Source organism: Streptomyces sp. Je 1-79 (genome assembly GCF_025195125.1).
Classification (GTDB): Bacteria; Actinomycetota; Actinomycetes; order Streptomycetales; family Streptomycetaceae; genus Streptomyces.
In genome coordinates this window covers 140909-165821 of the sequence record NZ_JAMGSL010000005.1, presented here as the reverse complement: position 1 = coordinate 165821, position 24913 = coordinate 140909, and the positions used below count along the sequence as shown (strand labels likewise).

General features: G+C 71.7%; 19 protein-coding genes. 14 read left to right on the top strand and 5 right to left on the bottom strand.

The features are described from left to right. Positions 1–65: 65 nt before the first annotated feature. Together M5362_RS11315 and M5362_RS11310 are read left to right on the top strand one after the other, a co-directional pair. Positions 66–1091 carry a LacI family DNA-binding transcriptional regulator gene (locus M5362_RS11315; protein WP_260227317.1) on the top strand — a complete coding sequence of 342 codons (1026 nt, stop codon included), beginning with the start codon at positions 66–68 and terminating at the stop codon, positions 1089–1091. A 78-nt stretch (positions 1092–1169) separates the two neighbouring features. Then, positions 1170–1961: a DUF72 domain-containing protein gene (locus M5362_RS11310; RefSeq protein WP_260227316.1), complete on the top strand. Its 792-nt coding sequence runs from the start codon at positions 1170–1172 to the stop codon at positions 1959–1961. 82 nt (positions 1962–2043) lie between these two features. On the opposite strand, the gene M5362_RS11305 is transcribed toward M5362_RS11310, so the two are convergent. Continuing rightward, positions 2044–2463: a secondary thiamine-phosphate synthase enzyme YjbQ gene (locus M5362_RS11305; RefSeq protein ID WP_260227315.1), complete on the bottom strand. Its 420-nt coding sequence runs from the start codon at positions 2461–2463 to the stop codon at positions 2044–2046. A 92-nt stretch (positions 2464–2555) separates the two neighbouring features. Between M5362_RS11305 and M5362_RS33290 the strand changes: the two genes are divergently transcribed. The 6 genes from M5362_RS33290 to M5362_RS11280 all read left to right on the top strand — a co-directional run bounded on the left by M5362_RS33290 (position 2556) and on the right by M5362_RS11280 (position 7767). After that, positions 2556–2639 (top strand): putative leader peptide, encoded by an 84-nt coding sequence (locus tag M5362_RS33290; RefSeq protein ID WP_351816447.1) that lies wholly within the window; start codon positions 2556–2558, stop codon positions 2637–2639. A gap of 106 nt (positions 2640–2745) precedes the next feature. Further along, positions 2746–3621, top strand: a complete 876-nt coding sequence (locus M5362_RS11300) for an ABC transporter permease (RefSeq protein ID WP_260227314.1) — start codon at positions 2746–2748, stop codon at positions 3619–3621. Then, positions 3594–4328: an ABC transporter ATP-binding protein gene (locus M5362_RS11295; RefSeq protein ID WP_260227313.1), complete on the top strand. Its 735-nt coding sequence runs from the start codon at positions 3594–3596 to the stop codon at positions 4326–4328. Before M5362_RS11300 ends, M5362_RS11295 begins: the two co-directional genes overlap by 28 nt. Positions 4329–4369: 41 nt before the next feature. After that, positions 4370–5398 (top strand): ABC transporter substrate-binding protein, encoded by a 1029-nt coding sequence (locus M5362_RS11290; protein WP_260227312.1) that lies wholly within the window; start codon positions 4370–4372, stop codon positions 5396–5398. Next, entirely contained in the window at positions 5395–6606 is a 1212-nt protein-coding gene (locus tag M5362_RS11285; protein WP_260227311.1) for an LLM class flavin-dependent oxidoreductase, read from the top strand. The genes M5362_RS11290 and M5362_RS11285 overlap by 4 nt, the downstream gene beginning before the upstream one ends. A 105-nt stretch (positions 6607–6711) precedes the next feature. After that, positions 6712–7767, top strand: coding sequence for an NAD(P)-binding domain-containing protein (locus tag M5362_RS11280; protein WP_260227310.1), 1056 nt, complete (start codon positions 6712–6714; stop codon positions 7765–7767). Between the two features lies 1 nt (position 7768). On the opposite strand, the gene mltG is transcribed toward M5362_RS11280, so the two are convergent. Both mltG and M5362_RS11270 read right to left on the bottom strand, forming a co-directional pair. Continuing rightward, entirely contained in the window at positions 7769–8644 is an 876-nt protein-coding gene (mltG, locus tag M5362_RS11275) for an endolytic transglycosylase MltG (protein WP_260227309.1), read from the bottom strand. Positions 8645–8943: 299 nt separating this feature from the next. After that, a complete protein-coding gene (locus M5362_RS11270; protein WP_260227308.1) occupies positions 8944–10779 on the bottom strand; it encodes an ABC transporter ATP-binding protein in 1836 nt (611 codons plus the stop codon). A gap of 96 nt (positions 10780–10875) precedes the next feature. On the opposite strand from M5362_RS11270, the gene M5362_RS11265 reads away from it, so the two are divergent. From M5362_RS11265 to M5362_RS11255, 3 genes are all read left to right on the top strand, one after another. Beyond that, positions 10876–11319: a MarR family winged helix-turn-helix transcriptional regulator gene (locus tag M5362_RS11265; protein WP_260227307.1), complete on the top strand. Its 444-nt coding sequence runs from the start codon at positions 10876–10878 to the stop codon at positions 11317–11319. A 37-nt stretch (positions 11320–11356) separates the two neighbouring features. After that, entirely contained in the window at positions 11357–14281 is a 2925-nt protein-coding gene (locus M5362_RS11260) for an FAD-binding and (Fe-S)-binding domain-containing protein (RefSeq protein WP_260227306.1), read from the top strand. Positions 14282–14509: 228 nt separating this feature from the next. After that, the gene (locus M5362_RS11255; protein WP_260227305.1) at positions 14510–15925 is read left to right on the top strand and encodes a Gfo/Idh/MocA family protein; all 1416 of its coding nucleotides are present in this window, start codon (positions 14510–14512) and stop codon (positions 15923–15925) included. A 91-nt stretch (positions 15926–16016) separates the two neighbouring features. Here M5362_RS11255 and M5362_RS11250 read toward each other — a convergent pair whose 3' ends face one another. Beyond that, a complete protein-coding gene (locus M5362_RS11250; RefSeq protein WP_260227304.1) occupies positions 16017–17639 on the bottom strand; it encodes a peptide-N4-asparagine amidase in 1623 nt (540 codons plus the stop codon). Positions 17640–17806: 167 nt separating this feature from the next. Here M5362_RS11250 and M5362_RS11245 point away from each other — a divergent pair, with 167 nt between their 5' ends. Continuing rightward, on the top strand, positions 17807–19648 hold the full coding sequence (locus M5362_RS11245; protein WP_260227303.1) for an ABC transporter ATP-binding protein: 1842 nt from the start codon (positions 17807–17809) through the stop codon (positions 19646–19648). Continuing rightward, entirely contained in the window at positions 19645–21426 is a 1782-nt protein-coding gene (locus M5362_RS11240; protein WP_260227302.1) for an ABC transporter ATP-binding protein, read from the top strand. Before M5362_RS11245 ends, M5362_RS11240 begins: the two co-directional genes overlap by 4 nt. 46 nt (positions 21427–21472) lie before the next feature. Here M5362_RS11240 and M5362_RS11235 read toward each other — a convergent pair whose 3' ends face one another. Beyond that, entirely contained in the window at positions 21473–22264 is a 792-nt protein-coding gene (locus M5362_RS11235) for a metal-dependent hydrolase (RefSeq protein WP_260227301.1), read from the bottom strand. Between the two features lie 71 nt (positions 22265–22335). Between M5362_RS11235 and M5362_RS11230 the strand changes: the two genes are divergently transcribed. Then, complete coding sequence (locus M5362_RS11230) at positions 22336–24909, top strand: RNA helicase (RefSeq protein ID WP_260227300.1); 2574 nt, start codon at positions 22336–22338, stop codon at positions 24907–24909. Positions 24910–24913: the final 4 nt, after the last annotated feature.

Sequence of the window (24913 nt, the reverse complement as noted above, 5' to 3'; positions counted from 1 at the left end):
CAGAGAGAATACCGGGCCCGGCCCTCGCGGGGTCGGGCCCGACGAACGCACAGGAACGGTGGTACATGGCCGCGACTCGCCGCCCCACTCTGGCCGATGTCGCCCGAGAGGTGGGCGTGAGCGCCAAGACGGTCTCCCGGGTACTCAACGAGGACGGACCGAGCTCGGCGCAGACGCGGGAGCGCGTGCTCGCCGCGGTGGCGAAGCTGGGCTTCCAGCCGAACCTCATGGCCCGCAACATCCGTGTAGGGGGCCCTGACACCACCGTCGGGCTTGTGGTACCGGACCTGGGCAACCCGTTCTTCGGAACGGTGGCCGGCAGCATCGAGGACGTGGTGAGAAGCCGGGGACTCACCCTGCTCATGGGTTCATCGGCCGAAGACCCGGAACGCGAGCGGGTGCTGACCCAGACCTTCCTGGCCCGGCGCGTCAGCATGCTGATGGTGGTGCCCGCATTCGGGGCCGACCACAGCTACCTCAAGGCATCACGCGCGGCCGGACTGCCCATCCTCTTCCTCGACCGCCCGGGAGTCGGACTGTCGGCCGACTGCGTCGTCAGCTCCAACCGGACCGGTGTCCAGGAGGGCGTTTCCCATCTCATCGCACACGGCCACCAGCGCATCGGATTCATCGGCGACCTCCCCCCCAAGCTCTACACCCGCCGCGAGCGCCTCGCCGGCTACCGCTCCGCGCTCGCGGCGGCGGATCTGCCCTACGACCGAACTCTCGTGACAGGGGCGCACGGCCAGGAGACTGCCGCCGCCGCAACCACCGCACTGCTGCGGCTGCCGGATCCGCCCACCGCCCTGTTCGCGGCGAACAACATCGTGGCCCTGGGAGTCGTCGCCCAACTCGCCCGCTCAGCACGTAAGGACGTCGCCCTGGTCGCCTTCGACGACCTTCCGCTCGCCGAGGTGCTCGAACCGGCGCTGACCGTGGTGGCCCAGGACCCGGCAGCCATCGGCGAAGCCGCGGCCAGAACCGCCCTCGCCCGCCTGGACGGCGACCGCTCTCGAGCCCGCACCCTCACGGTCCCCACACATCTGGTGGTCCGAGGCTCGAGCGGACAACCGCGTGCCACCGCCGGCTGAAGGTGGCCGGTCCTGTGGCACCAGGCGGCGCGGTCGAGTGTGACCTCGTACCGGCACAGTGCGTGCTTTGATGGGTGTATGACCCTGTTCGTCGGCACGTCGGGGTGGCAGTACAAGGACTGGCGCGGTGTCCTGTATCCGGCCGGGATGCCGCAGAGGCTGTGGCTCGAAGAGTACGCGGCGCGCTTCGCCACCGTGGAGGTCAACAACGCCTTCTACCGGCTGCCCACCTGGGAGACCTTCGCCGCATGGCGGGACCGCACACCGCAGGACTTCGTCGTCGCCGTCAAGGCGAGCCGCTTCCTGACCCACGTCAAGCGGCTGCGCGACCCGGAGGAGCCCGTACACCGGCTGATGAGCCACGCCGCCGGTCTCGGTGACCGGCTCGGCCCGGTGCTGCTCCAGCTGCCCCCTACGCTGCGGGCGGATCACGGGCTTCTGGACGACTGCCTCAGCTGCTTCCCGGCCGGCACCCGGGTCGCCGTCGAGCCGCGCCACGACTCGTGGTGGACCCCCGCGGTCCGGTCCGTCCTCGAACGCCGCGGCGCCGCGTTGTGCTGGGCGGATGTTCAGGCACGGCCCGTCACACCGTTGTGGCGGACCGCGGAATGGGGCTACGTCCGCTTCCACGTCGGGCGCGCCCGGCTCTGGCCGCACTACGGCCGGCAGTCCCTGCAGACGTGGGTACGGCGGCTCGCGGCCACCTGGCCCGACGACCACGAGGTCTACGCGTACTTCAACAACGATCCCCACGCGGCGGCCGTCCTGGACGCGCCGGTCTTCGCCCGCGCCGGGACAGCGGCCGGCCTGACCGTCAGCCGAACGCCGCAGCGCCTGCCGTCCGACACCGAGGCGGCGGCCAACAGCTGATCCTCGGCGAGTTCCACCAGGATCCGGCGGCCGACACTTTGGTACGGCCGGAGAGCACGCCCACAGTCCCGCGATACCGCAACTAACCCAGGAACGTCAGCCTGACCTGACGCTCCGGGTTGTCCTTGTTCGTGTCCACGAGGCAGATCGACTGCCACGTTCCCAGGTCCAGTCGGCCCCCGATCACCGGCACCGTCGCGTGCGGTGGGACCAGGGCCGGGAGGACGTGGTCGCGGCCGTGGCCCGGGGAGCCGTGGCGGTGCTGCCAGCGGTCGTCGGCCGGCAGGAGGTGGTGCAGGGCCGTGAGGAGGTCGGTGTCGCTGCCCGCGCCCGTCTCGAGAATGGCCAGGCCCGCCGTGGCGTGGGGGACGAAGAGGTTGAGGAGGCCGTCGGTGCCGGGGGCCACCTCCGTGAGGAAGTCGGTGCAGGCCCGGGTCAGGTCGGTGACCGTCTCCGAGGAGCCGGTGGTGAGCGTGAGTACGCGGGTGGTGAAGGTCGACATGAGGTCATCCTGCCGCCCACAGCGCGGGATCGCGCGTCCACGCACCGAGACGGCGTTGACCGGCACCGGAACGAGTCGCTACGTTCTGCGCCATGTTGCGTACAGCCCTGCTCACCACGCGCGGTCACATCGACCTGCTGCGGGTGGCCTCCGCCGCGTGTCGTCGCGGCTGCTGACGCCCTCTCACACCTGATCTCCCTGCGCTGACACCCGGTTTTCGCGCGCCCTCGGCGCGCTCACGGTCGCTGAGGCGTACCTTCTCCCCTCCCCCGGAGCCCCTCCATGACGGTTGGCCACGCCCCGCCCGAACTCCTGCCCGACATATCTCCTATTTCTGATGTCGAGGAGATTCTTCCCGCCTCACGCACCACCTCCCGGTCCGGTGCCCGGCGACCCGCCGTGCCCCGCTGGCTGCGCCGTACCGTCGGCCCGCTCCTTCTGCTCGTCACCTGGCAGGTGCTCAGCTCGACCGGCGTCCTGCCCCCTGACGTGCTCGCCTCCCCCGGGACCATCGCCCGGGCCGGCGGTGAGCTGATCGCCGACGGAACCCTGCCGAACGCCATGGGCGTCTCGCTCCAACGCGTCGCCGTCGGACTGCTGCTGGGCGGGACGATCGGCGTCTCGCTCGCCCTGGTGTCGGGCCTGTCGCGGCTCGGCGAGGACTTGGTCGACGCGACCGTGCAGATGCTCCGGACGGTCCCCTGGGTCGGCCTCATCCCGCTGTTCATCATCTGGCTGGGCATCGGCGAGGCGCCCAAGGTGGCGCTGATCGCGCTCGGTGTCGCCTTCCATCTCTATCTGAACGTGTACGCCGGGATCCGCGGCGTCGACGCCCAACTGGTCGAAGCGGGCCAGTCCTTGGGACTCGGGCGCTGGGGTCTGATCCGGCATGTCGTGCTGCCCGGGGCGCTGCCGGGCGCCATGACCGGGCTGCGGTACTCGCTGGCGACCGCCTGGCTCGCGCTCGTCTTCGGCGAGTCGATCAACGCCGACGCCGGCATCGGCTTCCTCATGAACCAGGCGCGCGAGTTCTTCCGTACCGACGTCATCGTCGTCTGCCTCGTCGTCTACGCCTTCCTCGGCCTCCTCGCCGACGCCGTCGTCCGTACTCTCGAAAGGCTGCTGCTGCAATGGCGACCGACCTTCACCGGGCAGTGACCGTCGAGGGGCTGACCCGCTCCTTCGACGGCCGTCCCGTCATCGACCGGCTCGATCTGACCCTGCGGGCCGGGGAGTTCACCGTCCTCCTCGGACACAGCGGCTGCGGCAAGTCCACCCTGCTGAGGGTCCTCGCGGGGCTCGACCGGGACATCTCCGGTACGGTCCTCGTCCCCCGGCGCCGAGCCGTCGCCTTCCAGGCCCCCCGTCTCATGCCCTGGAGGCGGGTGTGGCGCAACGTGCTCCTGGGCCTGCCCGGGAGGCCCGAACGGGCCGTCGCCGAACGGGCGTTGGAGGAGGTCGGGCTCAGCCACCGCTCGGGCGCGTGGCCCAAGACCCTGTCCGGCGGCGAGGCCCAGCGTGCCTCGCTCGCCCGCGCTCTCGTACGGGAACCGGACCTCCTCCTGCTCGACGAGCCGTTCGGCGCCCTCGACGCGCTCACCCGGATCAAGGCGCAGCGGCTGGTGGCCGAGTTGTGGCAGCGGCGCGGATGCGCGGTGCTGCTCGTCACGCACGACGTCGACGAGGCGCTGCTGCTCGCGGACCGGGTGCTGGTGATGCGGGACGGGATCATCGCGTACGACTCCCCCGTCGGCCTCGACCGTCCCCGTTCCGCCGGCGATCCCGCCTTCGCCGTACTGCGCTCCCGCCTCCTCGCCGAACTCGGCGTCGAGGCGGAACTCCCTGCCGCCGCCCACGCCGCCTGACACCAGGCCGGCCCCGCCACCCGAACCGGAAGACCCGTCCCATGAAGCGTTCTTTCCTGCCCGCCGTCCTCCTCCTTCCCCTCGCCCTGCTGGCCTCCGCCTGCTCCTCGCCCTCGTCCGCCGACTCCGGTTCCGACGGCAAGGGCTCCGTCGTCCTCCGCGTCGGCGACCAGAAGGGCGGCGCGGAAGCCGTCCTGCGCGCCGCGGGTGAACTCGACGATCTTCCCTACCGCATCACATGGTCGACCTTCACCTCCGGCCCACCGCTCCTGGAGGCGGTGAACGCCAAGGCGGTCGACATCGGTGCCGTCGGCAACACCCCGCCCGTCTTCGCCGCCGGCGCCGACTCGAAGATCGCCGTGGTCGCGGCCACGCACGGCGACTCGGCCGGCGAGGCGATCCTGGTCGCCAAGGACTCGCCGCTGCGCACGCCCCAGGATCTGAAGGGCCGTACGGTCGCCGTGGCCCAGGGCAGCTCCGCCCACTTCCAGTTGGTCGCCTCCCTGAAGAAGGCCGGGCTCACCCTCGACGACGTCAAGGTGAGCCTGCTCCAGCCCGCCGACGCGCTCGCCGCGTTCACCAGCGGCAAGGTCGACGCCTGGGCCGTCTGGGACCCGTACACCTCGCAGGTGCTCACGAGCGGCAAGGCCCGCGTGCTGACCGACGGCCGGGGCGTCGTCAACGGTCTCGGCTTCCAGGTCGCCGCGCCCGCCGCGCTGGCCGACAAGGAGAAGTCCGCGGCGATCGGCGACTACATCGAGCGCCTGCGCCGCGCCCAGGACTGGGTCCACGACCACCCCGACGTGTGGGCGAAGGTCTGGGCGAAGGAGACCGGGCTGCCCTACGACGTCGCCCTCGCCGCCGTGAAGCGCAGCAACGGCACCAGGATCGCGGTCGCCATCGACAAGGAGGCCATCGCCTCCGAGCAGGAGATCGCCGACACCTTCGCCGAACTGAAGCTCATTCCGCGGAGGTTCGACTTCGCCGACTACGTCGACACCCGCTTCAACAAGAACCTGCCGCCGTCCACCACCCCGGCGCGCAGCTACGGAAAGGGCTCCTCCTCATGACCGTCCACCTGCACTGGTTCCTGCCGACCGGCGGCGACGGCCGTACGCTCGTCGACCGGCACGCCTACACCGACGGCGGCATCACCCGGTCCGGGACCGTGACCGGCGTACGCGCGCCCGACATCGAGTATCTGGCGCAGATCGCCAAGGCGGCCGAGCAGCTGGGCTTCGAGGCCGTGCTGACGCCGACCGGGACGTGGTGCGAGGACGCCTGGCTGACGACGGCGGCACTCGCCCAGCACACGGAGCGGCTCAAGTTCCTCGTGGCGTTCCGGCCGGGGGTGATCTCGCCCGTGCTCGCGGCGCAGATGGCCGCCACGTACCAGCGGATCACCCGGGGGCGGCTGCTGCTCAACGTGGTGACCGGCGGCGACTCGGTGGAGCAGCGGCGCTTCGGCGACCACCTGGACCACGACCGGCGCTACGCCCGCACGGCCGAGTTCCTCTCGGTCGTACGCGGCGCGTGGAGCGGCTCTCCGTTCGACTTCGAGGGCGAGCACTACCAGGTGGAGGGCGGGCTCACCGCGCTGCCGCCGGATCCGCTCCCGGAGATCTTCTTCGGCGGTTCGTCCGCGGCCGCCGGGCCGGTCGCGGCCGAGCACGCGGATGTGTATCTGACCTGGGGCGAGCCGCCGTGGCAGGTCAAGGGGAAGATCGACTGGATCAGGAGGCTCGCCGAGGAGCGCGGGCGTGAGGTGCGGTTCGGCGTCCGGCTGCACACCATCTCGCGGGACTCCGCGCGCGAGGCGTGGTCGGTCGCGGACCGGCTGCTGTCCGACCTCGACGCGGAGACGATCGCGGCGGCGCAGCAGACGCTGGGCCGGAGCGAGTCGGTCGGTCAGCAGCGGATGCTGGCGCTGCACGGCGGCGGCTCGCTGGAGCGGGACAAGCTGGAGATCAGCCCGAACCTGTGGGCGGGTGTGGGTCTCGTACGAGGCGGGGCCGGTACCGCGCTCGTGGGCAGCCACGCCGATGTCGCCGACCGGATCGAGGAGTACCACGACCTGGGTGTGGAGCACTTCGTCCTGTCCGGGTACCCGCATCTGGAGGAGGCGTACTGGTTCGGGGAGGGTGTGACGCCGGAGCTGGCGGCGCGCGGTCTGCTGCCCAGGATCCCCGCTTCGCCGCTGCTCGGCGTCCCTGCGGCCAACGGCCGTCCGGCCTCCGCGCCCGGTGGGGCCCCGCTCCTCGTGGCCGGAGGGCGGTGACGGACGAGCCTTCGCCGTGTCGGGAAGATCCCGGCCCGCTCCCCGGTTGGTGGAATCGTGAACGATTTCGGGGTTGAGAGCGGGCAGGATGTACGAGACGTCGACGTGGTCGTGATCGGTGCCGGGCAGGCGGGGCTCTCCGCCGCCTACCACCTGCGCCGCACGGGCCTCGCGCCCGATCGCGACTTCGTCGTCCTCGACCACGCGCCGCGACCCGGTGGTGCCTGGCAGTTCCGCTGGCCCTCGCTCACCTACGGCAAGGTCCACGGAATGCACGCGCTGCCCGGGATGGAGCTGACCGGCGCCGACGGCCGCCGGCCCTCGTCCGAGGTGATCGGGGAGTACTTCACGGCGTACGAGGAGCGCTTCGATCTGCGCGTCCACCGGCCCGTGGCGGTGAGCGCCGTCCGTGAGGGCGAGGGCGGGCGGCTGCTCGTCGAGACCTCGGAGGGGGCGTACGCCGCTCGTGCCCTGATCAACGCCACCGGCACCTGGGACCGCCCCTTCTGGCCCCGCTACCAGGGCCAGGAGACCTTCCGCGGCCGCCAGCTGCACACCGCGAACTACCCCGGGCCCGAGGAGTTCGCCGGTCTGCGGGTGATCGTGGTCGGCGGCGGCGCGTCCGGGACGCAGCATCTGATGGAGATCGCCGAGGTCGCGGCCGAGACCACCTGGGTGACCCGGCGCGAGCCCGTCTACCGCGAGGGCCCGTTCAACGAGATGGCCGGCCGGGCGGCGGTCGCGCTGGTCGAGGAGCGGGTACGGCGCGGGCTGCCGCCGCAGAGCGTCGTCTCCGTCACCGGGCTTCCGCTCACCGACGCGATCCGCGACGCACGCGCGCGGGGCGTCCTGGACCGCCACCCGATGTTCGACCGGATCACGCCGACCGGCGTGGTCTGGGCCGACGGCGGGACCGTCGACGCCGACGTGATCCTCTGGGCGACCGGCTTCCGCGCCGCCATCGACCACCTGGCCCCGCTCAGGCTGCGCGAGCCGGGCGGCGGCATACGGATCGAGGGCACGCGGGCGGCCCGGGACGAGCGCGTCCACCTCGTCGGCTACGGGCCTTCGGCCTCGACCATCGGCGCGAACCGGGCCGGACGCACGGCCGTCGCCGAGATCCGGCACCTGCTGGCGCGGGAGCCCGTGGCGACCGCGTAGATCAGCCCTGTTTCGCCGCGCGGCGGTGGGCGTTGAACTCCTCCACGTTCGCCTGGTGTTCGGCGTAGTCGGCGGTGAAGCGGGTGTCGCCCGGCTTCACGGTCACGAAGTACAGCCAGTCGCCCTTCGCCGGCTCGATGGACGCCGCCATGGCCTGCTCCCCCGGGTTCCCGATCGGGCTGGGCGGCAGTCCGGGGCGCTCGTAGGTGTTGTACGGGCTGTCGATCCTGGTGTCCGCGTGCGTGGTGTCGACGGTGGAGCGCCCCAGGGCGTAGTTCAGCGTCGAGTCCATCTGGAGCGCCATCCCGCGCTTGAGGCGGTTGTAGACGACGCGGGCGACCTTGGTCATGTCCTCACCGCTGTCGGCCTCGGCCTGGACGATGCTGGCGATGATCACGGTCTGGTGCACGCTCACCCCGTTGCGCTGGGCGCCGGCGGTGATGTGATCGGTGCCGAAACGTTTGCCCGCCGTCTGGACCATGTACCGCAGCAGGCCCTCCGGGGTCGTCGCGGGCTCCATCGGGTACGTCGCCGGGAAGAGGTACCCCTCCGGGTTCCCCCCGGCCGCGGCCGGCAGACCCAGCGTGGCGGCGCGGACGTCCGCCGCCTGGCGGGTGGTGCCTTCGGGGAGGCCGAGGGAGCGGTCCACGGCCGCGTACACCTGACCCGCCCGCCAGCCCTCCGGGACGAGTAGGGTCCGCCGCTTCTCGGGGACGGGAACGGGGGCACGCTCCTCCTCGCCGAAGAGCAGCATCAAGGGGATGGTGATCGCCGCGGCCACGGCGATGCCCGCCCCCAGGAGCAGGGCGAACCGGCCGAGCCGGGTGAGCCGGGGGCGGCGACGACGGTGTGCGGGCTGCCAGGTCCGGTGCGTCATGGGCGCACGCTAACCCGGCTCAGCCGCGAAACCGGGGAGCCGCACATGTGGCGGCGCCGCCGGTCCCCTGGGACGGGGAACCCGACGGCGCCGCTCTCCTGCCGGGCGTCAGGTCAGACGAGCCAGCCCAGGAAGTGGAAGACGCCGGCGAGCAGGTTGGTGATGACGTTCATGGTGGTGCGTTCTCCTTGTGCGAGATACATCTGCGGGACAGTGCGCGGTCGCGGTCTGCAGCCCGTCGCTTGCGCACCGTAATCATCAGTCGCCACAAGGGAGTTGAGCAACGAATTCGGGAACGATCACACGTTCTGGGGAACAACCGCTCCCGCGTTCGTGTGTTCGTCACGGCGCACCAGTGCTGCGTACCGGCCGTCCCGGGCGAGGAGCTCCTCGTGCGTGCCGCGCTCGGCGATCCGGCCGGCTTCGAGGACCACGATCTGGTCCGCGTCCCGGACGGTGGAGAGCCGGTGGGCGATGGTGATGGTGGTGCGTCCGGCCGAGAGGGCGTCGATGGCCTGCTGCACGGCGTGTTCCGTACGGGTGTCCAGCGCGCTGGTCGCCTCGTCGAGAATGAGGACGGGCGGGTCGCGCAGAATGGTGCGGGCGATCGCGAGGCGCTGCTTCTCGCCGCCAGAGAAGCGGTAGCCGCGTTCGCCGACGAGGGTGTCGTACCCCTCGGGCAGTCCGGCGATGTGGTCGTGGATCTGCGCGGCGCGGGCGGCGGCACGGATCTCCTCGTCCGTGGCGTCGGGCTTGGCGAAGCGCAGGTTGTCGGCGACGGAGGCGTGGAAGAGATACGTCTCCTGGGAGACCACGCCCACCGCCCGGGCGAGGGTGTCGAAGTCGAGCTCGCGGACGTCGACGCCGTCGATCAGGACCCGGCCGCCGGTCACGTCGTAGAGCCGGGGCACCAGATAGCTGAGGGTGGACTTTCCGGAGCCGGTGGGTCCGACCACCGCGAGGCTGCCGCCCGCCGGGACGGCCAGGGCGATGGTGTCGAGCGTCGGACGGCCGGGCGCGTCGGCGTCGTAGCGGAAGTCGACGTTCTCGAACGTCACCTCGCCGCTGATCTTCTCCAGGCGGACCGGATCCTCGGGCTCGGTGATGTCGACGGGCAGGTCGAGGTACTCGAAGATCCGCTGGAAGAGCGCGAGGGAGGTCTGCATCTGGACGCCCGTGGACAGCAGGCTCACGGCCGGGCGGAACAGGCCCTGCTGGAGCGAGACGAAGGCGACCAGCGTGCCCAGCGAGATGGCCGGGCCTCCGGTCTGGAGGGCGAAGCCCGCGGCCCAGTAGATCAGCGCGGGCATCGCGGCCATGACGATGCCGATGGTGGACATCCGCCAGCGTCCGGCCATGGAGGAGCGCACTTCGAGGTCGACGAGGCGCTCGGACTCCTCGGCGAAGGACTTGGTCAGCGAGTCGGAACGGCCCATGGTGCGGCCGAGCAGGATGCCGCTGACGGAGAGCGACTCGGTGACGGTCGCGGCCATGACGGCCATCTGCTTCTGCCGCTGGGTGGTGATCCGCTTGCGCTCGCGGCCCACGCGGCGGCTGATCCAGACGAAGACCGGCAGCAGGAGCAGCGAGACGACGGTCAGCCGCCAGTCGAGCGCGAGCATCGCGGCGACGGTGGCGACGACGGCGGTGAGGTTCGAGACGAGGGAGGTGGCGGTCGAGGTGACCGTCGCCTGCATGCCGCCGATGTCGTTGGCGATCCGGGACTGGACCTCGCCCGTGCGCGTACGGGTGAAGAAGGCGAGCGGCATCCGCTGCAGCTGCGCGTAGACCGCGGTGCGCAGGTCGTGCATCACCCGCTGGCCGACGGTGGTGGAGATGAGGGTCTGGAGCACGCCGAAGACGCTGGTCGTCACGGCGATGACGATCATGCCGAGGGCGAGCAGGCTGAGCAGCCCGGTCCGGCCCTGCGGGATGGCGGTGTCGAGGATTTCCTTGAGGAGGAACGGCGAGGCGACCGTCACCAGGGACGAGGCGCCGACGAGCAGGCCGACGAGCGCGAGCCGGCCGCGGTAGGGACGGAAGAGCCGCAGGATGCGCCGCGTCTGCGCGGGCTCCTTCGGCTGCGCGGGATCGCGCGGTGGGGGTGTCCATTCGGACTCTTCATGGGGGCGCATGGGCTCCTACGAGGGGTGAGAGCAATCAGATCGATCAGAGCATAGCTCATTGTTACCCATACTCACAATGAACATGGTCCTGATATTGTTTCCGCCATGGACACCCCCGACGCCGACGGCCTTCTCGCCGAGCAGCTGCTCCGCCTCACCCGACGGCTGCAGCGCAGCCAGAAGCGGCTCCTGGAGCCGGTCGGCATCACACCGGCCCAGTCTCGGCTGCTGCGCACGGTCGCGCACTACGAGCACCCGCCCCGGATGGCGGATCTCGCCGAGCGCCTGGAGGTCGTCCCCCGGGCCGTCACGAGTGTCGTGGACGGGCTGGAGGCGGCCGGCCGGGTGCGCCGCGTCGCCGATCCGACCAACCGACGGGTGGTCAGGATCGAGCTCACCGACGCCGGTCGGGACACCCTGCGCGCGTTGCGAAGCGCGCGCAGGGCCGCCGCAGAGGACATCCTTGCTCCATTGACCGTCGACCAGCGCGAGGTGCTCGAAGGTCTGCTGTCCGCTCTGGTCGACCATGTGCCGGAGCGCCGCTGCTGACCGCGCGGGCGCCCGGAGCGCCGAGGGGAGCCGTGCCATGCCACTGCTGGAGCCGAACCCGCAGGCCCTGCGCGCCGCTACGAAGCGGAGTCCGGCTCCCGACCGGGTCCCCGATCTCCAGTCCAAGGGCACGCCGCGCGTGCTGCGGGAGGAACTGGTGGCGCTCCTCGGCCCCGAGAAGGTCCTCTCGAAGATCTCCGACCTGGTGCGGTACGCCTCCGACGCCAGTCCCTACCGCTTCGTCCCGCAGGTCGTGGTGGTCGCGGAGGACATCGACGACATCTCCGCCCTCCTCTCGTACGCCCACGGCAAGGGCCGCGAGGTGGTCTTCCGGGCGGCCGGGACGAGTCTGAACGGACAGGCGCAGGGGGAGGACATCCTCGTCGACGTGCGCAGGCACTGGGCGGGGGTCGAGGTCCTCGACGACGGCGCCCGCGCCCGGATCCGCCCCGGCACCACCGTCGCCCGGGCCAACGCCGCCCTCGCCCGCCACGGCCGGGTCCTCGGGCCCGACCCGGCGAGCGCGGTCGCCTGCACGATCGGCGGGGTCGTCGCCAACAACGCCTCGGGGATGACGGCGGGGACGACCAGGAACTCGTACCGGACCGTCGCCTCCCTCACCTTCGTGCTGCCGAGCGGCACCGTGGTCGACACCGCCGACCCGGCCGCGGACGAGGAGCTCGCGCGCGCCGAGCCGCAGCTGTGCGCGGGGCTGATGGCTCTCAAGGCCGAGATCGAGGCCGATCCGGAGCTGGTCGCACGGATCCGCGCCAAGTACGCCATCAAGAACACCAACGGGTACCGTCTGGACGCGTTCCTGGACGGCGCGACGCCGGTGCGGATCCTGCGCGGCCTCATGGTCGGCTCGGAGGGCACGTTCGGGTTCATCTCCGAGGTCGTCTTCGACACCCTGCCGCTGGACCGGCACGTCGCCACCGCGCTGCTGTTCTTCCCGTCGCTGCCCGCCGCGGCCGCCGCCGTGCCGCTCTTCACCGAGGCCGGGGCGATCGCCGTCGAGCTGATGGACGGCAACACCCTGCGCGCCTCGGTCAGTGTCTCCGGAGTCCCCGCCGACTGGGCGGAGCTGCCCAAGGAGACGTCGGCCCTCCTGGTCGAGTTCCGCGCCGAGGACGCCGCCGCCCTGGAGGCGTACGAACGGGCGGCCGCCGCTGTCCTCGAAGGGCTGGAGCTCGTCGCGCCCGTCGCCTCGGTGGACAACGCGTTCACCCGCGCCCCGGGGACCATCGCCGGGTACTGGAAGGCCCGCAAGGCGTTCGTGACCGCGGTGGGCGGCTCGCGCCCGTCCGGTACGACGCTGATCACCGAGGACTTCGCCGTACCGCCCGCCCGGCTCGCCGAGGCCTGCGCCGACCTTCTGGCCCTTCAGGCCCAGCACGGGTTCGACGCGGCCGTGGCCGGTCACGCCGCCCACGGCAATCTCCACTTCCTGCTGGCCTTCGACGCCGCCGAACCCCGCGACGTGGCGCGGTACGCCGCGTTCATGGACGAGTTCTGCAAGCTGACGGTGGAGCGGTTCGACGGCTCCCTCAAGGCCGAGCACGCCACCGGCCGCAACATCGCCCCCTTCCTGGAGCTGGAGTGGGGGACGAAGGCCACGGAGCTGATGTGGCGGACCAAGGAGGTCATCGACCCGGACGGGGTGCTCGCACCCCGGATCGTCCTCGACCGCGATCCGCAGGCCCATCTCCGCGGCCTCAAGACGATCCCGCGGGTGGAGGCGATCGCCGATCCGTGCATCGAGTGCGGCTTCTGCGAACCGACCTGTCCCAGCCAGGATCTGACGACAACCCCACGTCAGCGCATCGTGCTGCGCCGGGAGATGATGCGCCAGGCCGACGGTTCCGCGGTGGAGGCGAGCCTCCTGGAGTCCTACGGCTACGACGCCGTGGACACCTGCGCCGGCGACTCCACGTGCAAGCTGGCGTGCCCGGTCGGGATCGACACCGGGGCGCTGATGAAGGACTTCCGCCATGAGCGGCACTCGCCGCGCGAGGAGCGGACGGCGGCGCTCGCGGCGCGGAACTTCCGGGCCGTGGAGGCCTCGGCCCGGCTCGCCGTCGCGGCGGCCGACCGGATCGGCGACCGCCTTCTGGGCGCGGTGACGGGCGCGGTACGCAAGGCGGTACGGCCCGATCTCGTACCGGAGTGGCTGCCGGAGATCCCGGGCGCGGCGCCCCGCCGGCTCCCCCGCACCCACCGCCCGGCGGCGGTCGCCGTGTACTACCCGGCCTGTGTGAACCGGATCTTCGGCGGGCCCGACGGGGCGCGGGGGCCGTCCCTCCCCGACGCGATGGTGGCGCTCGCCGGCCGGGCGGGCCGGCCGGTGTGGATCCCGCAGGACGTGTCCGGTACGTGCTGCGCGACGATCTGGCACTCCAAGGGGTACGAGCGCGGCAACGAGGTGATGGCCAACAGGATCGTCGAGGCGGCCTGGGGCTGGACGGCGGGCGGGCGGCTGCCGTTGGTGGTCGACGCGTCGTCCTGCACGCTCGGGATCGCCCACGAGGTCGTTCCGTACCTCACCGACGACAACCGGGAGTTGCACGCGGAGCTGACCGTCGTCGACTCGCTGGTGTGGGTCGCCGAGGAGTTGCTGCCCCGGCTGGAGATCCGTCGCACGGTGGGCTCCGCCGTGGTGCATCCGACCTGTTCCATGCGGCACCTGGGGGATGAGGAGCAGCTGACGGCGCTGGCCCGGGCCTGCGCCGAGGAGGTCGTCGTACCGGCCGACGCGGGCTGCTGCGCCTTCGCGGGCGACCGGGGCATGCTGCATCCGGAGCTGACGGCCTCGGCCACGGCGCGTGAGGCGGCCGAGGTGACGGCGCGTCCGTTCGACATGCATCTGTCGGCGAACCGCATGTGTGAGATCGGCATGGAGCGGGCGACCGGCCGGAGCTATCGGTCCGTGCTCCTGGCGCTGGAGCGCGCGACCCGGCCCTGACGCCCCGGGCCGAATCCACCCTGACATCCCGTCAGACACGACGAGGGTCCCTTGCCCCATGTGGGTGAGTGGCCCTCGTCGTCCGCATGGTCCGGCGACCCGGAATGGAAGAGTCCAACTACCCCGTCGCAAGAATCCAATACGCGCCCTTGCGCACCACCAGTCTCAACGGCCAGGGTCCTGAGCGGGATTCATGAGCCAGCCGTGCACACAGCTACTGGAGGTTCCATGAACGACAACGCACCGCAGCCGCCGAGCCGCCGCTCCGTCCTGCGGACCACGGCCGGGGTCGCGGGAGCGGGCATCGGCCTCGGCGCCCTGAACACCGGCAACGCCGAGGCCGCCCCCTCCGATGCCGCCGAAGCCGCGGCGCAGGCCGTCCGGGCCCCCCGCCGCAGAGGCGCCACCATGGCCGGTGTCCCCTTCCAGCGGCGCTCCACGGTCCGGATCGGGATCGTCGGCCTCGGCAACCGGGGCGGCAGCATGATCGACCTCTTCCTCGCCCTCCCCTGGGTCAAGGTGGTCGCGATCTGCGACCCCGTCAAGGACAAGACGGAGCGCGCCGCCGCGAAGGTCGTCGCGGCGGGACAGCCCTCTCCCGCCGTGTACACCAACGGCGAGGACGACTACGAGAACCTCTGCAAGCGCTCCGACCTGGACTTCGTCTATGTGGCGACGCCCTGGGAACTCCACTTCGAGATGGCGCGCGCGGCGATGCTGAACGGCAAGCACGTCGGCGTGGAGTGTCCGATCGCCATGACGATGGACGACCTGTGGGAGCTGGTCGACCTCTCGGAGCAGACCCGGCGCCACTGCATGCAGCTCGAGAACTGCTGCTACGGCCGCAACGAGATGCGGGTGCTGCGGATGGCGCACGCGGGCAGGTTCGGTGACCTGCTGCACGGGGCGGGGGCGTACAACCACGATCTGCGGGAGCTGATGTTCTCCCCCACGTACTACGAGGGTCCCTGGCGCCGGCTCTGGCACACCAGGCTGCGGGGCGATCTCTACCCGAACCACGGCTTCGGGCCGGTCGCCAACTACATGGACGTCAACCGGGGCGACCGCGTGGTGAGCATCAGCAGCTTCGGGACACCGGCGCTGGGACTCGCGCAGTACCGGGCGGAGAACATGCCGTCGGGCGACCCCAGCTGGAAGGAGACGTACGTCGGGAGCGACCGGACGATCAGTCTGGTCCAGACGGCGAAGGGCCGGGTGATCCGGCTGGAGCACGACGTCTCGACGCCGCACCCGTACAGCCGGATCAACAGTCTGGGCGGGACCCGGGGTGTGTTCGAGGACTACCCGGCGCGGATCTATCTGGAGCCGGACCACCAGGGTCACCAGTGGGGCGACTTCGGGGCGTACGCCACGGAGTTCGACCACTGGCTCTGGAAGGAACACGCCAATCCGCCGGGCGGGCACGGCGGGATGGACTACATCATGCTCTACCGGCTGATGCAGACCATGCAGCTCGGCCTGGTCCCCGACTTCGACGTCTACGACGCGGCGGTGTGGACGGCTCCGGTGCCGCTCAGCCATGCCTCGATCAAGGCCAAGGGCGCACCGCAGGCGATCCCGGACTTCACCCGCGGCGAGTGGAAGAAGGCCCGTTCCGGCGTGGACTCGGCCAAGCCGGCGTAGCGACGGGCATACGCGGACCTGCGGGGCCCGGCCGCGTCGGCCGGGCCCCGCGGGGCCCTACGGAGGCGCGAGCCGCCCGGCCCCGCGCTGCTCAGCAGCGCAGCCGGTCCTCCGTGACCGCCCCCTGCTCCGTCTTCACACCGCGGTCGTAGCAGCCGTCGGAGCCGTACGAGCCGTCGGAGCCGTGGACCCGGTAGCGGTCGGACGTCGTCCCGACCGCGTGCCGCTGATCGCGCGGCACACCCGTGGTGTACGTGGCGTCGCCGGCGTAGCTGTGGTCGAGGTGGGACCAGGAGAGCCGCTTGCCGCCCCGCACGACCTCCGTGCGGGCGCGGTCGCCGAGGGCCAGCACGGTCCGCAGACGGTCGCCCGCGCCGATCGTCGTCTCGCCGTCCATGGTGTACGCGCGGTGGGTCCGGGTGCTGGTGCGTCCGACGGTCACGGTCTCGTCGTCGGTCCAGCGTGCGGTGAGCGCGTCCGGGTTCTCGCCCTCGGCCCAGCGGTGCGTGGAGGTGTGCGCGAGGGTCCGGGTGACCGTGGTGTCGACGCGGCCGTGCGAGGTGTCCAGATGGCCGGCGACGGTGAGCGCGTGCCCGCCCTCGGTGTCCAGCCGGTGCTCCGAACCGGGCGTGTGCACGGAGGAGTTGAGCGGAGTGGACTCCTCGTGACGGTCGAGCCCTCCAGTGACCACGGCACGGCCCTCGTCCTGCCAGAGCAGGATGTTGGCCGGTGTGCTCCAGCCGGTCTGTCCGGCGGGGACGCCCGCGACGGAGACCTCGACCCGGTGGGCGCGGCCGTCGTTGAGGAGGCCGGCGAAGGGGGTCAGGTCGTAGACGATCGGCTGGATGTCGAAGGCGCGGGGGCCGGGGGTCACGTACCAGAGGAAGGGGTTGGACCAGCCGCCCGTCCACACCGTCGGGAAGGGAGCGGCGATGCCCGCCGTCCGTCCGTCGACGGAGATCCGGACCTCGCGGTACGGCCCGTCGGTCGCCTTGCAGGAGTACGGGGCGGCGTCGGGCACGGTCAGGTACCAGTACTCCTCGCAGCCGCCGCCGGAACCGGTCGCGTACACCTCGGCGAGGACGCGTTCGGTGTTGCGCGGGGTGGTCAGGCCGGTGGAGTCGAGCGGCAGCACCCGGTCGGGGGTGCCGGGCGCGGGCTTCACCGTCCCTCCGGCGGTGTAGAAGGTGAGGGTGACGCGGACGTCGATCACACCGGTGTACGTCTCGTTCACGACGTTGCCGATGAGCATCTCGACCGGCTGGGGGCGGGCGAGCGTGTCGCGGTAGCGGGTGACGTCCTTCTCCACCGTCCACTCGATCCCGTCCGGCGAGGGCTGGGGCGTGGAGGTGCGGAGGATCTCCACGCCGCCGACGGCGAGATGGCCGAGCCGGTCGTACTGACGCCCCTTCACCGCTCCTTCGAGGCGCAGGACGACCTTGCTCCAGCGCGTTCCGCACTCCTTCGGCGGTACGTAACTCCCCTTGTACGGCGTGAAGTCACGGAACCGCGCCGCGGCGAGCAGGACGTCGCAGGATCTTGTCGGGGGCTGGGCCACCGGCGGCGCGGCGGTCAGCGGATCGTTCCAGTCGCTGCCGAACTCGGCCGGCGGCGGATCGGCCGGGGCGTCCGCGGCGGCCGGATGCGCCGTGAACAGGGCGCCCGCGGCCAGGACGAGCCCGCCGATCATGCTCATGATCTTCTGTTGTCTCATGGGTCGCGAGTGAAGCGCGGGGCCTCCGAGGCGTCCAGAGGGCGTCGTGCGACCTTGGCGCGTTCTGTGCGCCTCTGCGAATAAATCGATTGCTGCGGGCGGCCCCTCGGCGCGAACCTTGCACGGTTTGCGCCACCCGGCGAAGAGACGGAAAGCCCTGGGACGACATGAAGATTCGCGATCTACCGTATGCCGACCCAGGGGTCCCGGACGTCCGCTCGGGCACCCGGTTCCTCCTCTGGCTCGGCCGCAACCAGCTCGGCGGGCAGGTGAAGGCGCTCCTGTGGGGCCTGCTGCTCCAGCTCGGCATCGCCGGGCTGTCCCTCGCCGTCGGCCTCTCCGTGGACGCCGTCGTGGACCGCGACGGCGGGCGGCTCGCGCTCGCGGGCGGCCTGCTCGCCCTGCTCGCCACGGCCATCGCGGTCGGAGACATGATGCTCCACCGCACCGCCGTCACCAACTGGATCACCGCCGCCGCGCGCGTCCAGCAGCTGGTGTCCCGCAAGACCGCCGAGCTGGGCTCCGTCCTGACCCGGCGGGTGGCCGCCGGCGAGGTCGTGGCCGTCTCCACCGGAGACGTCGAGAAGATCGGGTGGTTCGTCGAGGCGCTGTCCCGGTTCGCCGCGGCCGCGCTGACCATGGTCCTGGTCTGCGTGGGACTCGTGGTCTACCAGCCGGCCCTCGGCCTGCTGGTCGCGGCGGCCGTTCCGGTGCTGGCGCTGGCCGTACTGCCGCTGCTGCCCCGCGCCACCCGCCGGGCCGACGCGCAGCGCGAGAAGGCGGGCCGGGCCACCGAACTCGCCTCGGACACCGTGGCCGGGCTGCGCGTGCTGCGCGGCATCGGCGGCGAGGAGCTGTTCCTCGCCCGCTACCGGGTCGCCTCCCAGGAGGTCCGGCGCGCCGCCGTCCGCAGCGCCCGGATGTGGGCGCTGATCGCGGCGGTGCAGGTCCTGCTGCCGGGTCTGCTCCTGGTGGGCGTGCTCGCGTACGGGGCGCGGCTCGCGCTCGACGGGCGGATCGCGGTCGGCGAACTGGTCACCGTCTACGGCGCGGTGGCGCTGATGCTGCATCCTCTGCGCCATGTGGAGGAGATCGCCATGGCGTACTCCTTCTCCCGGCCCTCCGCCAAGCGCGCGGCCCGGGTGCTGTCGCTGGCGCGGACCACGACCACCACGACGCCGACGGACGGGCACTCCCCGGCGACGGGCGATCTGTACGACCCCGTCACCGGGCTGCTCGCCCCGGCCGGCCTCCTCACCGCGGTCGTCTGCGGCGACCCGGACGCGGCCGGAAGGCTCGCGGACCGGCTCGGCGGCCACCCCACCGAGACCGGCGAGGGACACACCTCCGTCCTCCTCGGCGGAGTCCCCCTCGACGAACTGGACCTGGACACGGCCCGGACCGCGGTGCTGGTCCAGGACAAGGACCCGGTCCTGCTCTCGGGCACGCTCCACGAGCTGCTCGACGTGCCCTGCTCACGCGCGGTCCGTCCCGAGGACGCACTGGCCGCGGCGCAGTGCGGCGACGTCCTCGACGCGCTCGCGCAGGCGTCCGTGGACTCCGACGGCGACCCGATGCGGACCCGGATCACCGAGCGCGGCCGGTCCCTCTCCGGTGGCCAGCGCCAGCGCCTCGCGCTGGCCCGCTCCCTGGTGACCGACCCGGAGGTGCTGGTCCTCGACGAGCCGACCTCGGCGGTCGACTCGCACACCGAGGCGCGCGTCGCCGCCGGAGTGCGGGGGCTGCGCGAGGGCCGTACGACGGTGGTCCTGGCCTCCTCGCCGCTGCTGCTCGACCGGGCCGACCGGGTGGCCCTCGTCCACGACGACGAGGTGGTCGCCGTCGGTACGCACCGCGAACTGCTGCGTACCGAACCGCTCTACCGGGCCGTCGTCACCCGCGAGACCGACGACGAACAGGGCCTGGACGACCGGTCCACGGAAGACCTGGCCATGGAAGACAAGCTCGGCGAGAAGCTCGAGGCCGAGCTGGAAGGAGAGTCGGCATGATCGGCCTGGCGCCACCGGCGTACGACCCGGCGGCCCCGACGTCGGCGACGACGCTGCCCGTGGGCACGACCGCGACCGTACGCACCTATGTACGCGATCTGCTGAGCCGTCACCGCAGGGCGTTCGCGCTTCTCATCGGCGTCAACGCGGTCGCGGTGACCGCCTCGATGGTGGGCCCCTACCTGCTGGGCTCGCTCGTCGAACGGCTCTCCGAAGGGGCGCGCGACCTCCATCTGGGGCGCACCGTCGCCCTGTTCGCGATCGCGCTCGTCGTCCAGACCTTCTTCGTACGGCTGGTGCGGCTGCGAGGAGCGATGCTCGGCGAGGAGATGCTGGCCGATCTGCGCGAGGACTTCCTCGTACGGTCGGTCGGGCTGCCGCCGGGCGTCCTCGAACGGGCCGGGACCGGCGACCTGCTGTCCCGTATCACCACCGACATCGACCGGCTGGCCAACGCGATGCGGGAGGCCGTCCCGCAGCTCGCCATCGGCGCCGTCTGGGCCGGACTGCTGATCGGCGGGCTCGCCGTGACCGCGCCCCCGCTCGCGCTCGCCCTGCTGATCGCGGCGCCGCTGCTGATCGTGGGCTGCCGGTGGTACTTCAAGCGGGCCCCGTCGGCGTACCGCTCCGAGGCCGCGGGGTACGCGGCGGTCGCCGCCGCGCTCGCCGAGACCGTCGACGCGGGCCGCACCGTCGAGGCACACCGCCTCGGCGCCCGCCGGGTCGCCCTCTCCGACCGGCGCATCCGGGAGTGGACCGCGTGGGAACGGTACACACTGGGTCTGCGCTCGGTCCTCTTCCCGGTCATCAACCTCACGCACAGCCTCGTCCTCGCGGGCGTCCTGATGCTCGGCGGGGTGTTCGTGCTCCAGGGCTGGATCGACGTCGGGGAGCTGACCACGGGCGCGCTGCTCGCCCAGATGCTGGTCGAGCCGGTCGGCATCATCCTGCGCTGGTACGACGAGCTGCAGGTGGCCCAGGTGTCGCTGGCCCGGCTCGTCGGAGTCCGGGAGATCGAGCCGGACGCCGGGGACGAGGAGGTACGGCCCGAGGGACGGACGGTCCGCGCGGACGAGGTGCGCTTCGGCTACCGCGAGGGCGTCGACGTGCTGCACGAGGTGTCGATGGACGTGGCTCCCGGCACCCGGATCGCCCTCGTCGGCCCGTCCGGCGCGGGCAAGTCCACGCTCGGCCGACTGCTCGCGGGCATCTACGGTCCGCGCACCGGTTCGGTGACGCTCGGCGCGGCCGAGCTGGCGAAGATGCCGGCGGAGCGCGTGCGCGAGCACGTGGCCCTGGTCAACCAGGAGCACCATGTCTTCGTCGGTTCGCTCCGGGACAACCTGCTGCTCGCGCGGACGGGCGCGCAGGACGCCGCGCTGTGGGCGGCCCTCGGCGCGGTCGACGCGGACGGCTGGGCGCGGGCGCTCGACGAGGGTCTGGACACCGAGGTCGGTTCGGGCGGGTTCGCGCTGACCCCGGCCCAGGCCCAGCAGATCGCCCTCGCACGGCTGGTGCTCGCCGATCCGCACACGCTGGTCCTGGACGAGGCGACCTCGCTCCTGGACCCGCGGGCGGCGCGTCATCTGGAGCGCTCGCTGGCCCGGGTCCTGGACGGCCGTACGGTCGTCGCGATCGCCCACCGGCTGCACACCGCGCACGACGCGGACGTGATCGCGGTGGTCGAGGAGGGCCGCATCAGCGAGCTGGGCAGCCACGACGAACTGGTCGCGGCGGACGGGGCGTACGCGGCGCTGTGGAGGTCGTGGCACGGCTGATCCGGCCCCGGTGGACGACGGGCTCGTCCGCGGCGTCCTGGGCGCGCTAGATGAAGCCGAGCGCCGAGGCCCCGCCGACCCCGCCGAGCAGCATGAACGCCGGCATCAGGACCTTCAGCTCGACCCAGCTGCCCGCGCGGAACCGCATTCCCTTCGGCGGCCCGACCGGGTACCACCGCTTCCGGCCCACCGGGATCGGCCACAGTATCGGGCAGCCGGAGACGGTCAGGGCGTCGCCGATGTCGTGCACCAGGGCGCCCAGGACGATCGGCAGCCCCAGCCAGAGGTACTCCTGCCCGGGCGCGGTGAAGAGCCAGTCCGCGCCGTTGCCCGGCTGGTCCAGGACGCCCGCGAGGATCCAGGCGCTGGTGGCGCCGAGCAGCCAGACCAGGATGTCGCTGGACATCCGGGCCGCCCGCCACAGCAGACCTTCCACGGCGAGCACGAGGTGGACGAAGAGGATGCCGAGGACGGCCCAGCGGCCGCCGGTGATGGCCAGGGCCGAGGCTCCGGCGCCGATCAGGACCGCCCAGAGCCAGGTGTGGGTGAGCGTGCGGTGCCCGCCCGAGCGGCGGGGGTCGGCGGTGGAGCGGGTCGCCTTGTAGACGGCGTACGAGAGCTTGTCGACGATCTCGCAGAGCCCCTTGGAGACCGGTCCGAAGGCGCGCGAGATGGTCGCGGACTTGTGGTCGAGGTCCGGGGCGAGCGCCGCGCCCGCGCAGATGAGCGCTCCGACGACGACGACCGGCCACGGCATCGGGTGGCCCGCGGCGGCGGCAGCCGCTCCGACGCCCAGCCAGGCCGCCGCTCCGGACAGCGAGTGCGCCGGTCCCATCATGCTTGTGCCCGCCCCATTCCTCAGGTGCCGGCGCTCAGTTGACGGCCGGTCGACGCGACAGCGTATCGTCCGTGATCTTCACGCCGATGGCCGGTTCCCTCCTCCGAGCGGAATCCAGGCAAGATGGGGGCGTGACCCTTATCGATCAGCTGCCGCCGAACGCCGACCCCGACGCCCTCTTCGAGGCTTTCTCCTCATGGGCGGAGGACCGGGGCATCACGCTCTACCCGGCCCAGGAGGAGGCGCTGATCGAGGTGGTCTCGGGGGCGAACGTGATCTTGTCGACCCCCACCGGATCGGGAAAGTCCCTGGTCGCGGCGGGGGCGCACTTCACGGCGCTGGCCAATGACCAGGTGACCTTCTACACCGCGCCGATCAAGGCCCTGGTGTCGGAGAAGTTCTTCGACCTGTGCAAGATCTTCGGCACCGAGAACGTGGGCATGCTGACCGGCGACGCCTCGGTGAACGCCGACGCGCCCGTCATCTGCTGCACGGCGGAGGTCCTGGCCTCGATCGCGCTGCGCGACGGCAAGTACGCCGACATCGGCCAGGTCGTGATGGACGAGTTCCACTTCTACGCGGAGCAGGACCGCGGCTGGGCGTGGCAGATCCCGATCCTGGAGCTCCCGCAGGCGCAGTTCGTGCTGATGTCGGCGACCCTCGGCGACGTGTCGATGTTCGAGAAGGACCTGACGCGGCGCACGGGCCGCCCGACCTCGGTGGTCCGCTCCGCGACCCGGCCGGTGCCGCTCTCGTACGAGTACCGGCTCACGCCCATCACGGACACGCTGACCGAGCTCCTGGAGACCAAGCAGGCTCCGGTCTACATCGTGCACTTCACGCAGGCGCAGGCCGTCGAGCGGGCGCAGTCGCTGATGAGCATCAACATGTGCACGCGCGAGGAGAAGGACAAGATCGCCGAGCTGATCGGCAGCTTCCGCTTCACCACCAAGTTCGGCCAGAACCTCTCGCGCTACGTGCGCCACGGCATCGGCGTGCACCACGCGGGCATGCTCCCGAAGTACCGGCGCCTCGTGGAGAAGCTGGCCCAGGCCGGTCTGCTGAAGGTCATCTGCGGGACGGACACGCTCGGCGTGGGCGTCAACGTCCCCATCCGTACGGTGCTGTTCACGGCCCTGACCAAGTACGACGGCAACCGTGTGCGGACCCTGCGCGCGCGGGAGTTCCACCAGATCGCCGGCCGGGCCGGCCGGGCGGGCTTCGACACGGCCGGCCTCGTGGTCGCGCAGGCCCCCGAGCACGTCATCGAGAACGAGAAGGCGCTCGCCAAGGCCGGCGACGACCCGAAGAAGCGCCGCAAGGTGGTGCGCAAGAAGGCCCCGGAGGGCTTCGTCGCGTGGAGCGACACCACCTTCGAGAAGCTGATCGCCGCCGATCCCGAGCCGCTGACCTCGCGCTTCAAGGTCACCAACATCATGCTGCTCTCGGTGATCGCCCGGCCGGGCAACGCCTTCGAGGCGATGCGCAAGCTCCTGGAGGACAACCACGAGCCGCGCAAGGCCCAGCTGCGGCACATCCGCCGGGCCATCGCGATCTACCGCTCGCTGCTCGACGGCGGTGTGGTGGAGCAGCTGGACACCCCGGACGCCGAGGGCCGCACGATCCGGCTCACGGTCGACCTCCAGCAGGACTTCGCGCTGAACCAGCCGCTGTCGACGTTCGCGCTCGCCGCGTTCGACCTGCTCGACAAGGAATCGCCGTCGTACGCCCTGGACATGGTCTCCGTCGTCGAGTCGACGCTCGACGACCCGCGCCAGATCCTCGCCGCCATGCAGAACAAGGCGCGCGGCGAGGCGGTCGGCCGGATGAAGGCGGACGGCGTCGAGTACGAGGAGCGGATGGAGCGGCTCCAGGAGATCTCGTACCCGAAGCCGCTGGAGGAGCTGCTCTGGCACGCGTACAACGTGTACCGGACGTCCCACCCGTGGGTCGGCGACCACCCGGTCTCGCCGAAGTCCGTCATCCGTGACATGTACGAACGGGCGCTGACCTTCACGGAGTTCACCTCCTGGTACGAGCTGGCCCGGACCGAGGGCATCGTGCTCCGCTACCTCGCGAGCGCGTACAAGGCGCTCGACCACACGATCCCGGACGACCTGAAGACCGAGGACCTCCAGGATCTGATCGAGTGGCTGGGCGAGATGGTGCGCCAGGTGGACTCCTCGCTCCTCGACGAGTGGGAGCAGCTGGCGAACCCCGAGGTCGAGACGGCCGAGCAGGCGCAGGAGAAGGCCGACCAGGTCAAGCCGGTCACGGCGAACGCGCGCGCCTTCCGGGTCCTCGTGCGCAACGCGATGTTCCGCCGCGTGGAGCTGGCGGCGCTGGACAACGTGGACGCGCTGGGCGAGCTGGACGGCGAGTCGGGCTGGGACGCGGACGCGTGGGGCGAGGCGATGGACGCGTACTGGGACGAGTACGACGACCTGGGCACGGGTCCGGACGCGCGCGGCCCGAAGCTGCTGAACATCGAGGAGGACGCCGCCCACGGCCTGTGGCGCGTCCGGCAGACCTTCGCCGACCCGAACGGCGACCATGACTGGGGCATCAGCGCGGAGGTGGATCTCGCGGCCTCCGACGAGGAGGGCCGGGCGGTCGTCCGCGTGACGTCCGTGGGACAGCTCTAAGGAG